Source organism: Streptomyces sp. NRRL F-525 (assembly GCF_000716605.1).
In the GTDB taxonomy this organism is placed as follows: Bacteria; Actinomycetota; Actinomycetes; order Streptomycetales; family Streptomycetaceae; genus Streptomyces.
Window position 1 is genome coordinate 201,548 of sequence record NZ_JNXE01000010.1, and the last position, 13,560, is coordinate 215,107.

Here is a 13,560-nt window from a genome sequence, read left to right on the forward strand (position 1 = left end):
TGATGGATCGAGAAGAACCGGAACTGGAGAGGTGGCGGGCCGCTGTGACGACCGACCTCGGGAGTCCGGACATCGGGGTGTCCCCCAGAGCGTTGCTGGCGATGACATTCGACGATCCGGACCCCCGGCGGGTCGAGGCCGTTCTCCTCAACTGCCTTTCTCCTGAGGTCGATCCGCAGATCAGAGCTCTGGCGGTGACCTGCTTGGGACACGTGGGGAGAATCCACAGAGCTGTAAGTGCCGATGTTGTCCGGCGGCTTGAAGCGTTGCTGGATGACCCCGCACTGGGTGGCACGGCTGAAGACGCCCTTGGTGACATTGCGGCCTTCGCCGGTGAAGGCCCGAAGTGAGACCGGTCCAGCCGGCCTCGATCAGTTCGACGCGCTTCCGCAGAGCTTCAGCTCGATCGTGTCCCCCGTCTCCACGACCTTCGGGGCGTGGGGAGTGACCTCGACGACCGAGTCCGGCTCGCAGCCCGGGCTGTTCACCCTCGTCACCGTGCCGAGCTGGACGCCGGCCTTGAGGAACTGGCCCTTGGCGGTGGCGAGGTCCATGCCTGTGAGGTCGATCGCCACGGGGCCCTCCTTGCTGTAGGACAGCAGCAGGATGGCCTTCTTGTAGTCCGCACCGGGGGCGGTGGCCGTGGTGTCGGGCTTCGCCGGCGCCGTCCGTGAGGTGCCGCCTGTCATGGACGCCAGGGCCGTGCCGCCGCCCGCCACGATCAGGGCGGTGGCGATGCCGGCGATGAGGGTGGCCCGCCTGCGGCGGGTGCGGTGGACCATGCCGGCCGTGTCGAAGGACGGCGAGTCGGTGGAGTGCGCGAAGTCGTTCATGGCGTTGATCAGTTCCTCTTCGAAAGGTGTGCAGCCGGAGGACCGCGGGTCGTACGAACTCATCGCGTGCCTTCCGTGAGCTGCTGCGGCGAAGGGGTGGGGAGCGCGGGAATCTGGCTTCTCAAGCGGTCGATTCCACGGGCGAGTTGGGAACGGACGGTGCTCTGCGAGATCTTCAGGTCGGCCGCTATCTCGGCGTCGGAAAGATCGTGGAAGTACCGCAGCACCACCACGGTCCGCATCCGCATGGGCAGTTGCTGAAGAGCGCGCACCAACTGGTCCCGGCTGTCGATCCGTCCGTACTCGTCACCCGGCGCGGCCGGGTCGCCGTCCACCGGGTGCTGAGCCGTACGGCGGAATCTCCGCCAGCGGTCGTTGGCGAGGTTGACCATGATCCGCCGTACGTACGCGTCCGGGGCGTCCTTGGCGCTGATGGTGCGCCACTTGCGGCAGGTCCGTTCCAGGGTCTCCTGGACCAGATCCTCCGCCGCGTCGCGGCTGCCCGTCAGGACGAGTGCGCCCCGGAACAGCGCGGCCGACCGGGTGGCGACGAATCCATGGAAGTCACCTTCCGTGGTTCCAACTCCGTTGCGCCCCGCGTCCGTTGCCCACTTGGCTGCCAGATCCACACGCTCCTCCCTTCCTGTCACCCCTCCTCGACGGGGGAACAGGCGGATCTGCTGCACGGCTCTGCTGAGACCTGGGTCACAACTCCCCGAGCCGAGTGATGATCTCCTCCTCCAGCGGACCGGGTGGCGGCCACGGGAATCGGGGAATGCGGGCGCGGAGCAGGATGAGGCCGTGCAGGGCCGCCCAGAGAGAGGTCGCCGTGGTGAGAGCGTCCTCCGCGCGGGACGAGCCGTCGTGCATCGCGTCGGCGACGTCGCGCAGAAGTATCGAGAACGCTTCGGCGGGGGCGAGCTGAGTCGCGATGGACTCGCCGACGATGGGCGCGAGTTGGCGTACCGCCCGGTCGACGCGTTCTTCCGTGGTGCTGCTGCCCCTGGGCCGCGGCCGGGAGAACAGCAGGGCGTAGAGCTCGGGCTGCTCGGCACCGAAGACGAGATAGGCACGGCAGTCGGCCAGAAGCCGTTCACGCGCGCCTTCCGCTTCCGCCCGGGCGGTCTCCAGCTGACGCACCAGCAGTGAGCGGGTCTCGGTGACCACGGCCTCCACGATCTGGTCGGGCGTGTCGAAGTGCGCGTAGATCGACGGTGGCGCGATGCCGACCTTGCGGGCGATCGCCCGCAAGGTCACCGCACTGTCCGATCCGGTCTCGATCAGCAGCTCGCGGGCTGCGGTCACGATCTCGTCGCGGAGCTGTGCTCCCTGACCTCGGGGGTTGCGTTTCCGTGCTGCGGGTGGGGCCATGACGATGACTTTACAGGCGTAAGTTCTCATGCTCTACTTACGGCCGTAAGGTTACGAGGCTTCACGAAGGAAGATGATCATGAGTGCCACGACCGTCACCCCGCTTCCCATGGGCAACAGCAACGCCTACCTCCTGCGCGGCGAGCAAGCGGTCCTCGTGGACGCGGGCGGGCCCGAGGACGGCGACCGCCTGCGCGACGCGCTGTCCGCGCAGGGCCTTCAGCCTCGCGACATAGCCCTGGTCCTCCTGACCCACGGCCACAACGACCACAGCGGCACGGCGGCGTCGTTCGCGGATGCCGGCGTACCGATCGCGGTCGGCCTGGGTGACGAGCAACTCCTGCGTACCGGACGCATCGGCGCACTCCCGATCAGCCATCCGGCCGGTGCGCTGTTGAAGCCCATGGTCCTCCGCGCCAAGGCCCGGCCGGTCGAGGCCGACATCCTGGTGAAGGACAAGTTCGACCTGAGTCCCTACGGCGTCGACGCGCACGCCGAGCGGTTCGGCGGCCACACCCCCGGGTCGCTCGTCGTCCGCGTCGGCGACGACACGCTCGTCGGCGACCTGGTCCGCGGTGGAGTGCTGCGCCCCCGGAGCCCGAAGCGCCACTTCTTCACCGAGGACGCCGCCGGAGTGCGCAGGGCGCTCATGACCGAGCTCGACCGCCGCCCGCAGCGCCTGCTCCCGGGCCATGGCGGTCCCCTCGACGCGGACGAGACCCGACGACGCCTCGACAAGGTCGCTCCGGTACCCAGCGGGTCCGCGGCAACCGGGCCGAACGCGTGATCAGCCTCGGGTCAGTCTGATCAGGTGGACGGTCGCCTGCAGTGACGCGCCCGACAACAGGGTCAACAGCCAAGGCACCGCGTGGATCCCGGAGGCCTCGATCCCGACGCCGAGCAGCGGGGGAGCCGCCACGCCGCCGACATTCGAGGCCGCGATCACCCACGCACCGGCGCGTCTGGCCTGGGGGAGCGCCGAGTTGAGCCACGAGAGCCCCGTCGGGAAAACCGGCGCGATGAACAAGCCGACACCGGCGTACGCCACCGGTGCCACTCCTTCGACCAGCGTCAACAGCAGACACACCGTCATCCCGGCCGCGCACACCGCGAGGATGCGCTCGGGGGCGTGACGCATCGTGATCGGTACGACTAGGAAGCGGCCCGCTGTCATCATCAGCCAGTACACCGAGGTCGCGGACGCGGCCAAGGTCGCCGTGTAGCCGACGGTCTCCAGATGCGTGGGCTCCCAGCCGCCGACGCCCGCCTCCACGGCCACGTTGAGGATGTAGAGGACGAGGAAGCCGACGAGGGCGCGGGACAGGCCCAGCGACCTGCTGGGAGTTGATGTTGACGGAGCGTCAGATGCACGTGTACGTACGCCACTTGAGCCCGCGAACACCAGCACCGCCGCCAGTACCGCGCACGCCCCGAACGCGTAGGGGTAGTCGTCCGGGCCGAGCCAGGCCACGATCGCCGGGCCGAGGACCGCGCCGATGCCGAAGTGCGCGTTCAGCACGTTCAGCATGGCGGTGGAACGGTCGCCGAAGCCCACGGCGAAAAGCTGGTTGAGGCCGTAGTCGATCCCGCCGAAACCGAGGCCGCCGAGGAACGCGGCGGTGAGCGCGAGCGGCCAGTTCACGGCGAGTGCGAAGCCCGCGCCGCCCGCCGCCATCAGGCCGTAACCCCACACCAGAAGTGCCCTGTTGCTGATCCGGGAGTGGACCGCGTTGAAGGCGAGGACACCGGCGACCCCGCCCGCGAAGTGCAGGCTCAGGCCCAGGGCGGCGGCCGAGGGGGACAGGCCGAACCCGTGGCGCAGGCCCGGGATCACGGGGCCGTAGAGGGCCTGCAGCATGCCGATGAGGATGAAGCCCACGCAGGACGCGACCGCGGCCGACCGGGTGAAGAGCCGGTCGGCCGCAGGCGAGTTCGTGACTATGTCAGTCAACTGGTCTCCGGGGTTTCCGAGAACACGAACGAGAACTCGGTGGGTCGGGCGTTCAGGAAGTACTGCGGGAGCGGGCCCGGGCCGCAGGACTGGGAGCCGATGCCGTGCTGGGCGTGATCGAGGTTCACCCAGACCGTGTCACCCGGGGTGAGATCGGTGCGGTGGGTGGCCGCGTCCAGTTGTTCCGTCGTCCAGCGGCGGGCCGTGAACCAGAACTCCGGGTCGCCGTCGATGCGGAGGCCGCCCAGTTCGGCCCAACGGACGTCCGGGCGGGCGCCGTTCTCCTGCGGGCGGAGGTAGGGGGTCTGGAGGTCGTCGACCGTGGACTCCCAACGGCCGAGCATCGACGCCGACTTGGTGTCGGGGTACCCCTCGCCGGGACCGCCGCCGAACCAGCGCACCCGGTCGGCTCCGGCGTCGACGCCGAACCGGATGCCCAACCTCGGTAGTGGGACAGTCCAGTTGCCCTCGGGCGCGACGGACACCGTCAGCCGCAGCCGTGAACCGTCGGAGGTCCAGCGGTACACCGTGGCGAGCCCGATCTCCCAGGCGGCGGGTGCCACCCGGGTGCGGACGGTCAGCGCGTCCTCGCTCAACTCCACGCCGTCCAGGCGGTGTCGCATCCGGTGCAGGCCGAACTTCCGCCAGAGCAGGCCGAATCGGGTGTCCGCCTGCCAGGACGCGCCGTCGTCGTTGTCGGTGGGCGCCCGCCATACGTCGAGACGGAGACCGGTGACGTCGACCGCGCCGATGGTCTTCACCTCGCCTGTGCGGGCGTCGAAGGTGGCGGGGCCGAGCGTGATCCGCCGCTCCCCGCGCACGGGCCCGGCGACGGCGGAAACGGACGGCAACGGGCGTGCCATGACCGGGAATTGGCCCCAGCCGATGACATGCCCGGCGGGACCCCATGCGGTGTCGGCCGCGAGCGACGCCCTTACGGTCCACTGGGATTCGGCGCCGTTGGACTCCACGGGCGGTGCGGGCAGTTTGACGTCGGCCGACTCGCCGGGGGCCAGTGACGGCACGGTGAGGGTGCCCGACTCGACTGTCTCGCCGTCCACTTGGTAGGACCAGGTGAAGGCCAGGGCGGAGAGGTCGGCGAAGTCGTAGGCGTTGGTGATGCGTACGGTGCCGTCCGCGCCGTCGCCGGTGATCCGGACCGGCTCGATGACCTTCTTGTACTCGACCAACCCGGGGGAGGGGGTGCGGTCCGGGAAGATCAGGCCGTCGCAGACGAAGTTCCCGTCGTGCAGCTCCTCGCCGAAGTCACCGCCGTACGCGAAGCCGAAGCGCTCGTCCTTGATGCCGTGGTCGATCCACTCCCAGACGAAACCGCCCTGGAGCCGGTCGTACGACTCGAAGAGGCGCTGGTAGTCGGCGAGTCCGCCGGGGCCGTTGCCCATGGCGTGGGCGTACTCGCAGAGGATGAAGGGGAGTTGGCGGCGGCGGTGGGTGCCGCCGTCCAGGCCCCGGCCGATGCGCTCGACCTCGGCGTGGTCGGCGTACATCCGTGAATAGACGTCCGTGTCACGGCAGTTGATGTCGCCCTCGTAGTGCACGAGGCGGGAGTCGTCGCGGCCGCGGATCCACTCGGACATGGCCGTGAGACCGCGCCCGGTACCGGCCTCGTTGCCCAGCGACCAGATGACGATCGAGGGATGGTTCTTGTCGCGTTCGACCATGCGCGCGGCGCGGTCGAGGAGGGCCGGGGTCCAGCGGTCGTCGTCAACGGGGTTGTCGCGCCAGGCCTGTTCGGTGAAGCCGTGGGTCTCCAGGTCGCACTCGTCGATGACCCAGAGGCCGTACTCGTCGCACAGGTCGAGGAAGTCGGGGTGCGGTGGGTAGTGCGAGGTGCGGACGGCGTTGATGTTGTGCCGCTTCATCAGCAGCACGTCCTCCCTCATGGTCTCCAGGTCGAGGGCGCGGCCCTTCTCCGGGTGCCACTCGTGACGGTTGACGCCCTTGAAGAGGATCGCCTTTCCGTTGACCTTGATCAGGCCGTCGGAGAGTTCGACGGTGCGGAAGCCGATGCGGAGGGGGACGCGTTCGCCTTCGGTGGTGAGCAACCCGTCGTACAGGTACGGGAGTTCGGCCGTCCACGCGCGCACCGGCACGGTGACCGACTCGCCCGTCGCGACATCGATGTCCAGGGCGGGCACGGTGACGCGGCCGTCGACGTCGGAGTCGACGCGGAGGGTGCCCGCGCCGGCGACGTGGTCGTAGGAGGCGTGCACGAAGAAGTCGAGGGCGCTGCCCGGCGGGCGGTGCAGCAGGGTGACGTCACGGAAGATGCCGGGCAGCCACCACTGGTCCTGGTCCTCCAGGTAGGAGCCCGCGGACCACTGGTGGACGCGGACGGCGAGCACGTTGCCGGTGGGCTTGAGCAGATGCCCGACCGCGAACTCGTGCGGCAGCCTCGACCCCTTGAACTCGCCGATGTCCGTGCCGTTCAGCCAGACGCGGGCGCAGGACTCGACGCCGTCGAAGCGCAGGACCGCCCCGCCGTCCGAGGGCCACTCGGACGGCAGGTCGAAGGCGCGGAGGTGGTCGCCGGTCGGGTTCTCGGTCGGGACGCGGGGCGGGTCGACCGGGAAGGGGTAGAGGTGGTTGGTGTAGATGGGGGAGCCGTGCCCTTGCAGGACCCAGTGACCGGGGACCGTGACCTCGGCCCAGTCCCCGGCGTCGTAGCCCTCCCCGGCGAACGAGTCGTCCTCGGCGTCGGCCGTCGCCGACACACGCAGACGCCAACTGCCGTTCAATGACAGTGACTTGGCGTCCGAGGACGCGTAACGGGCGCGGGGTGGGAGGGCTCCGCTGCCCGGGGAGACGTCTTCGAGGTAGTCGGCGGCGGTGCTGGAAGTCATCGGTCTCCAGGTCGTGAGATGCGGGTGTCAGCCCTTGATGCCGGTCTGGGCGATCCCCTGGACCAGCCAGCGCTGGAGGAAGAGGAACACGAAGATCAGGGGCAGGATGGAAATCGCGGTGGCCATGAAGATCTGGTGGAACACGACGGTCTGGTTGGTCATGTACGAGGACAGCGCGACCTGGACGGTCCATGCCCCCGGATCCTGGCCGATGACCAGCGGCCACAGGAAGGCGTTCCAGCCGCTGATGAAGGTGATCGTGGCGATCGCGGCGAAGAAGTTCAGCGAGTTGGGCACCACGACCTTCCAGTACGCGCCCCAGTAGCCGAGTCCGTCCACGCGTGCCGCCTCCTCCAACTCCTTGGGGAACCCTAGGAAGTACTGCCGGAAGAGGAAGCAGGTGAAACCACTGAACAGGCCCGGGATGATGAGCCCCCGGTAGGTGTCGACCCAGCCGAGGGACGAGACGAGAACAAAGCTGGGCACGAAGGTGACGGCCGTCGGAACCATCAGGGTGCCCAGGACGAAGTAGAAGATCTTGTTGGAGTGCTTGTACGGGATGCGGGCCAGGGCGTAGCCGGCCAGCGAGCAGATCAGCAGGATGCCCACGGTCATGGAGACGGCGACGACCAGTGAGTTCCACATCGACCGGGCGAAGTCCACCGAGGTGTCGTCGAAGAGGTCGCTGACGTTGCCCCACTGCAGGTGCGTGGGGAAGAACTTCCAGTGCTCCCCGGTGATTTCGGCGTCCGTGGAGAGCGCGTTGCGGACCAGCAGATAGAACGGGACGAGGAAGAGGAAGGTGGCGACGCCGGTCGCGAGATACAGACCCGTGTTGCCGAGGACGCCGCCGCGCTTCTTGCCGCGCGGCTTCCTCAACTGCGGTGCGGTGGTGGTCACTTGGCCTCCTCCCCCCGGCCGAAGCCCATGAGCTTGCCCTGGAACAGGGTGACGATGATGATCAGCAGGGTCAGGATCACGGCGCCCGCGCTGCCGGCGCCGTAGTCCTGGTTCTCGCCGAGGGCGGTGTAGTACAGCTCGACGAGGGGCGGGCGGCCCCAGGTGGTCTTGGACAGGAGGTTGAAGAACTCGTCGAAGGCCTGGTAGGCGGCGATGAGCAGGAGCAGGACCACCGCGGTCGAGGTGGCCCGCAGCTGAGGCAGCGTGATGTACCGGAAGGTCTGCCAGCCCGGCTTGGCGCCGTCGATCGCGGCCGCCTCGTACAGCTCCGCCGGGATGTTCTGCAGCGCGGCCAGGAAGAGGATCATGTAGAAACCGGACTGCAGCCACAGGCGGGCGGTGACGATGACGAACCAGTACCAGGGCGGGCTGGGGTTGGACAGCCAGGCGATGTTGTCGACCCCGAACCAGCCGATGACCGTGTTCATCAGACCGAAGCGGACGCCGCTGAAGATGGACATCTTCCAGATCAGCGCCGCCGCGACATAGCTGCACGCGGTCGGCAGGAAGAACACCGACCGGAAGAACGCCCGCATGAACCGGAGCCTGTTCACCAGCAGGGCCAGGCCCAGGGACAGCGCCCAGGTGGTGGGCACGATGAACGCGGCGAAGACGGTGAACGTGCCGAGCGAGCCGACGAAGTCGGGGTTCGTCAGCATGTACGTGTAGTTGTCGAAGCCGATGAACTTGCTCGGTGTGACGGTGAAGCGCGCCTCGAAGAAGCTGAGGTAGATGCTCCAACCGATCGGGACGTAGACGAAGATCATCAGCCCGGCGAGGAACGGGCCGATGAAGAGCCAGAAGTTGAAGGTGCGGTTGCCCCGCAGACCCCGCCGCCGCTTGGCCGGAGTGGCCTTCGCCGGGGCGGGGCTCGCGAGGTCGCGTGTCGTGGTCGTCGACATGTCCGGTCCGTCCCGGCCTATCCGAACAGCTTCTTGAGCTCGCGGTTCACGGCCGTGTCGGCCTTGTCGAGCGAGGCCTCCGGGTCACCGCCCTTGCGGACGGAGTTGGCGAAGACGTCCTCCAGCGCGGTGATCATCGCCTGGGTCCAGCCGATGTTGTCGAAGTGGCCGTAGTCCTGGAAGAGCTTGACGCCCTCGGCCGGCAGACCCGTCTTGAGCTTGGTGGCCGACGCGGCGATCGAGGCGCGCGGCGGGATGTGGAAGCCGTAGGAGGTGGCCCAGTCCTCCTGGTCCTTCTTCTGGTCGATCCACAGCCACTTCACGTACTCCTTGGCCGCGTCGACGTTCGCGCCCTTGGCGTTGACGAACATCGACCAACCGCCGTTGTAGACCGACTGCTTGCCGGAGTCGATGGTCTTCGGGAACGGGAAGATCCCGATGTCGTCGCCGAGCGCCTTCTGGAACTGGGGCATCGCCCACATGCCGCAGAACTGGATCGCGCACAGGCCCTGGTTGAGGGCGGACGGGTCCCAGTAGTCCGTCGGGGCGTCGAGCAGCAGGTCGCCGCTGGTGAACAGCTTGCGCATCTTCTTGATGCCCTCGATGACGCCCGGCGTGTGGTACGCGATCTCGTTCTTGTCGTTGAGGGTGTCGGCGCCGGCCGACCAGATCATCGGGCTGATGACCGCGTGCAGGTCGTTGCCGAGGTACAGGCCCTTGACCTTGCCGGTGGTGAGCTTGGCGGCGGTCTCGATCAGCTCGTCGAGGGTCTCCGGGACCGTTACGCCGGCCTTCTTGAACAGGGAGGGCCGGTAGAAGAAGAACTGCGGGTCGTCGATCATCCGGACGCCGTAGATCTTCCCGTCCACCGTGTGCGAGGCGATGTCGGCCGGGTTGAAGTCGGACTTGACCGGGTCGATGATGTCGCTCAGGTCGGCCACCTGACCGCTCTTCACCATCTGGATCTGCGGGTGGAACTCGAAGAGGTCGGGCGCGTTCTTGGTGAGCAGTGTGGCGAACAGCTTGCTCTCGTAGTCGCTGCTGGTGATCCACTGCGTGGCCACGTTCGCCTTGGAGTACGCCTTCGCGTAGCGCTTGATGGCCTGTTCCGTCCCGGCCTCGCCGTACGCGTGGAACATCTGGGTGAGCTGCTTGCCCGAACCACCGCTCGCGCCCCGCCCGTTGTTGCCGCCGCAGGCGGCCAGCGTCCCCGCGGCCGCCATCCCTGCGGCCGCCCGGAATATCGATCGGCGGGACCAGTTGCTGTTGCTCATTGCCGACATGGTGACGTCCTTGTCTCTCGCGCGGCTGCGGCTCCACGGCTCCACGACTGAGTGGCGGCCAGTGGCTCAATTCGAGGTGCGGTGCGGGACGTTAACCTTCGCCTAAGCCTTCGGCAAGGGGTTGGACGAAGTCTGTTCGAAGCGTTGTGTAGCGTTCGGAATACCGGACGTGACGAAGGCGCGGGCCGCCGCGGAGGCGACCCGCACCCCGTACTCAGGTGGTCATTACACCTTTGACCAGGCCTCGTTGGCCCCGCCGTTGCAGCTGTAGAGGATCACCTTGCTGCCGTCCGCGGTCGCCTGTCCGCTCACGTCGAGGCACTTCCCGGACGCCTCGCTGAGGATCTGGCCGTTGGCGTTCAGCAGCCACCGCTGGCCGGGATCGCCGGTGAAGTCGGCGGCGGTCGTCAGGCCCGAACTCCCCACCGTCAGATACCCGTTGGCGATTTCCAGGCCGCCTTTCGCGTCGTACGACCACGTCTGCCCGGCCCCGCCGGTGCAGGTGGCGAGCGCGGCGCCCGAGGTGTCGGCGGTCAGGCACTTGCCGGACTGGTTGCCCTGGAGGGCGCCGGTGACTGAGGTCGAACTCCTGTGTCCCTTACCGGCCTTGCGGTCCTTCTGGTCGAAGACGTACGTCGTGATCGAGCGGGCCGCGAGCGACGCGGACACCGTCGAGCCGCTCACGTCCGGCGCGGCGACCTTCGCCCAGTTCTCCGTGGCCGAGGTGCGGACCGCCTGCGTCGCACGCACCGGCACCTTGCTGTTGAAGTGCAGGTTCAGCGAAGTGGCCGTCGTGTTCTGGTTGTTGACCACGACGACCCACTTGCCGTCCCGGTCGTACGAGCTGACCTCGACGCCGCTCGGCGCACCCGTCACGTTGTGCGCGACGGAGCCCGGGGTCACGAACTTGCTGTACTGGCCGAGCGCGTAGTACCGCTTGGTGAAGTACAGGGTCTGGTTGCCGTTCGTCGCGTAGTCGGGGTCGTAGTAGATCAGCCCGTCGTTCCAGCCGGTGTCGTTGCGCGCGGTCGGGTCCGTGCCGTAGCCGCTGGCGAGGGCCACCCACCACTGGAACGCCGAGTCGTGCGAGGTCGCGAAGTCCTTGTAGATGATGCGGGACATGAGCAGGGCGTTGTCGATGGTCGGGTCGTACTCCTGGTTCCAGCCCGTGGTGCCCTTGCCGAAGCAGCAGATCTCGGTGGCCCAGGAGGGCTTGCCGACCGTCTTCGCGGTCTCGTAGACGTTGCCCAACTGGCCGTCGTTCGGGTTGTTGTACGTGTGGTGCGCGAGCTTCGACACGTACTGCGCGGTGTCCGGCTGTGCGATCCACTGCGGGACCTCGGTCGAGAAGCTGACCGTGCTGCTCGACTCGTCGGCGATGATCGAGGACTTCTGGTGCCGGGCCCGCTGCTCGGCGCCCAACGCCCGCACGATGTCGTCGCGTTGGTCGACGGTGACCTGCATGCCCTCCTGGCCGCAGTCGCCGAAGTCGTTGTTCGGCTCGTTGAAGGGGCTGATGTAGTCGAACTTCGCGCCCTGCTTCGCGAAGTGGGCGGTCACGTCGGCGACGTACTTCGCGTAGTCGGTCTCGTTCTCCGGCTTCAACTGGCCGCCGCAGCTCTGCCCGTTGGTCGTCCACTGCGAGGGCGCGCTGTTGACGAAGCCGATCAGGTCCTGGACGCCGTACCTCGCGGCGTACCTGAGGAACGTCTGGCCGCCCTTGTCCTTGCTCCAGTCGTACGTGCCGTCGGAGTTCAGGAAGTCCTGCGCGGCACGGGCCGGGGTGGTGACCGCGGTGCCGCCACCGCCGATGTTGTAGCGGTACGAGGAGAGGTCCAACCCTTTTGAGGAGAACAGGAGTTGGGCCACCCGGGCCTGGACCGCGGGCGTGAAGTGCTGGAGGTCGTTGACCCACCAGGCGCCGGACGCGCCGATGTTGTCGATGGTCTGGGCCGCGTGGGGGGAGACTTCGGCCGGTGCGACGCCGTCGGCGGTCGCGGGCGGCGCGGAGAGCAGGGCCCCGGTGACGGCGAGCGCGGCTGCCGCTGTCGCGAGGATCGTTCTCCTGGGGTGGGGGTGAGTCACGTGCATCCCTTCCGTCGTCATGAAGGTGGTGCGGTACGGCTCCTTGCTGAGGTGGTGCGCTTGCCTGCCCTCTGCCCGACCGACTGAAGTGCCCCTTCGAGCGCGAACGTTGCCGCGCCCAGGCACGCCGGGTCGGTGAGGATGGGGGAGAGGACGATCTGGGTGGCGGCGAACGGCCGCCTGAGCGCGTGCCGTTGGACGGCCTCGCGCACCTCGTGCAGCAGGGGTTCACCGAGCCTGCGGGCGACCCAGCTGCTGAGCACGACGACCTCGGGGTTGAGGATGTTGACCAGGTTGGCGATGCCCGCACCGATGTAACGGGCCGTCTCCCGCACGACTTTGAGAGCCACGGGGTCGTTCGCGTCCACGCCGTGGGCCAGGGCGTCGATGGTGGCTGTCTGGTCATCGGGGTGCAGCAGTGGGCTGCGCGGGCTCAACTCCCGTAGGTTCAGCATGATTCCGGGTGCGCCGACGTACGCCTCCACGCAGCCGTGGTTGCCGCAGCGGCACAGGCGTCCGTCCAGGACGAGTGTCGTATGGCCCCACTCGCCGGCGCTGTTGCTCACCCCCCGGTACAGCGCACCGCCGAGCGCGAGTCCCGCGCCGACGCCGGTCCCGAGGTTGACCACCACCGCGTCCCCGCGGCCCCGCGCCGCCCCGAACCACATCTCCGCGACCGCGCAGGCGCGCAGCGGATTGTCCAAGTACAGGGGGTAGGCGATGACTTCGGACAGCAGGTCGAGCAACGGCACGTCGTGCCAGTCCCAGTTGGGCGCGTACTCCGAGACGCCGGTGTCGCGGTCCACCTGCCCCGGCACGCTCACCCCGACGCCCAGCACCCGCGCGCCCTCGATGCCGGCCTGCGCGACCACCGAGCCGACGGCGGCGGCCACATGGCTGACCACCTGCTCGGGCAGGCTCTCGCCGGGGCGCATGTCCTCGTCGGCGCGGGCCAGCACGTTCAGTCCCAGGTCGAAGAGTTCGACATGGACGTACGTCTCCGCGATGTCGACGCCGATCAGCGCGCCCCCCGACGCGTTGACCGCCACGAGCCCTCGCGGGCGGCCCCCCGCCGAGTCCTCGAAACCGACCTCCGTGATCATCCGGAGGTCGAGCAGCTCACCGACGAGCGTGGCCACCGTGGCCAGGCTCAGCCCGGTCGCGGCGGCCAACTCCTGCCGGGAGGTGGGTGATTCGGCGATGATCTGGCGCAGTACCTCGTAACGGTTCGCGGTTCGGATGTCGCGTGATGTGCGCTTCACCGGAGTGACCGCCATCCCTCCCCCTCGCATCATGCCGAGGCACGACGGC

Annotated in this window: 12 protein-coding genes; 2 read left to right on the top strand and 10 right to left on the bottom strand. The window is 68.3% G+C overall.

Annotated features, from left to right (window positions below; genetic code table 11):
• Positions 1 to 2 precede the first annotated feature (2 nt).
• Positions 3 to 350 carry a hypothetical protein gene (locus OO69_RS17375; RefSeq protein WP_033281569.1) on the top strand — a complete coding sequence of 116 codons (348 nt, stop codon included), beginning with the start codon at positions 3 to 5 and terminating at the stop codon, positions 348 to 350.
• 21 nt (positions 351 to 371) lie between these two features.
• On the opposite strand, the gene OO69_RS17380 is transcribed toward OO69_RS17375, so the two are convergent.
• From OO69_RS17380 to OO69_RS17390, 3 genes are all read right to left on the bottom strand, one after another.
• Complete coding sequence (locus tag OO69_RS17380; RefSeq protein WP_033281570.1) at positions 372 to 896, bottom strand: PASTA domain-containing protein; 525 nt, start codon at positions 894 to 896, stop codon at positions 372 to 374.
• Positions 893 to 1,462 carry a SigE family RNA polymerase sigma factor gene (locus OO69_RS17385; RefSeq protein WP_033281571.1) on the bottom strand — a complete coding sequence of 190 codons (570 nt, stop codon included), beginning with the start codon at positions 1,460 to 1,462 and terminating at the stop codon, positions 893 to 895. Before OO69_RS17385 ends, OO69_RS17380 begins: the two co-directional genes overlap by 4 nt.
• Positions 1,463 to 1,538: 76 nt before the next feature.
• On the bottom strand, positions 1,539 to 2,204 hold the full coding sequence (locus tag OO69_RS17390; RefSeq protein ID WP_033281572.1) for a TetR/AcrR family transcriptional regulator: 666 nt from the start codon (positions 2,202 to 2,204) through the stop codon (positions 1,539 to 1,541).
• A 79-nt stretch (positions 2,205 to 2,283) separates the two neighbouring features.
• Between OO69_RS17390 and OO69_RS17395 the strand changes: the two genes are divergently transcribed.
• Positions 2,284 to 2,991: an MBL fold metallo-hydrolase gene (locus OO69_RS17395; RefSeq protein ID WP_158713399.1), complete on the top strand. Its 708-nt coding sequence runs from the start codon at positions 2,284 to 2,286 to the stop codon at positions 2,989 to 2,991.
• On the opposite strand, the gene OO69_RS17400 is transcribed toward OO69_RS17395, so the two are convergent.
• From OO69_RS17400 to OO69_RS17430, 7 genes are all read right to left on the bottom strand, one after another.
• The gene (locus OO69_RS17400) at positions 2,992 to 4,155 is read right to left on the bottom strand and encodes an MFS transporter (RefSeq protein ID WP_078652462.1); all 1,164 of its coding nucleotides are present in this window, start codon (positions 4,153 to 4,155) and stop codon (positions 2,992 to 2,994) included.
• Positions 4,152 to 7,019, bottom strand: coding sequence for a glycoside hydrolase family 2 TIM barrel-domain containing protein (locus tag OO69_RS17405; RefSeq protein WP_033281574.1), 2,868 nt, complete (start codon positions 7,017 to 7,019; stop codon positions 4,152 to 4,154). The genes OO69_RS17400 and OO69_RS17405 overlap by 4 nt, the downstream gene beginning before the upstream one ends.
• Positions 7,020 to 7,046: 27 nt before the next feature.
• Entirely contained in the window at positions 7,047 to 7,919 is an 873-nt protein-coding gene (locus OO69_RS17410; RefSeq protein WP_033281575.1) for a carbohydrate ABC transporter permease, read from the bottom strand.
• A complete protein-coding gene (locus tag OO69_RS17415; RefSeq protein ID WP_033281576.1) occupies positions 7,916 to 8,881 on the bottom strand; it encodes a carbohydrate ABC transporter permease in 966 nt (321 codons plus the stop codon). The genes OO69_RS17410 and OO69_RS17415 overlap by 4 nt, the downstream gene beginning before the upstream one ends.
• Positions 8,882 to 8,898: 17 nt before the next feature.
• The gene (locus tag OO69_RS17420) at positions 8,899 to 10,164 is read right to left on the bottom strand and encodes an ABC transporter substrate-binding protein (RefSeq protein ID WP_033281577.1); all 1,266 of its coding nucleotides are present in this window, start codon (positions 10,162 to 10,164) and stop codon (positions 8,899 to 8,901) included.
• A 225-nt stretch (positions 10,165 to 10,389) separates the two neighbouring features.
• Positions 10,390 to 12,255, bottom strand: coding sequence for a glycoside hydrolase (locus tag OO69_RS17425; protein WP_033281603.1), 1,866 nt, complete (start codon positions 12,253 to 12,255; stop codon positions 10,390 to 10,392).
• An 11-nt stretch (positions 12,256 to 12,266) separates the two neighbouring features.
• Positions 12,267 to 13,526: an ROK family transcriptional regulator gene (locus tag OO69_RS17430; protein ID WP_199810964.1), complete on the bottom strand. Its 1,260-nt coding sequence runs from the start codon at positions 13,524 to 13,526 to the stop codon at positions 12,267 to 12,269.
• Positions 13,527 to 13,560: the final 34 nt, after the last annotated feature.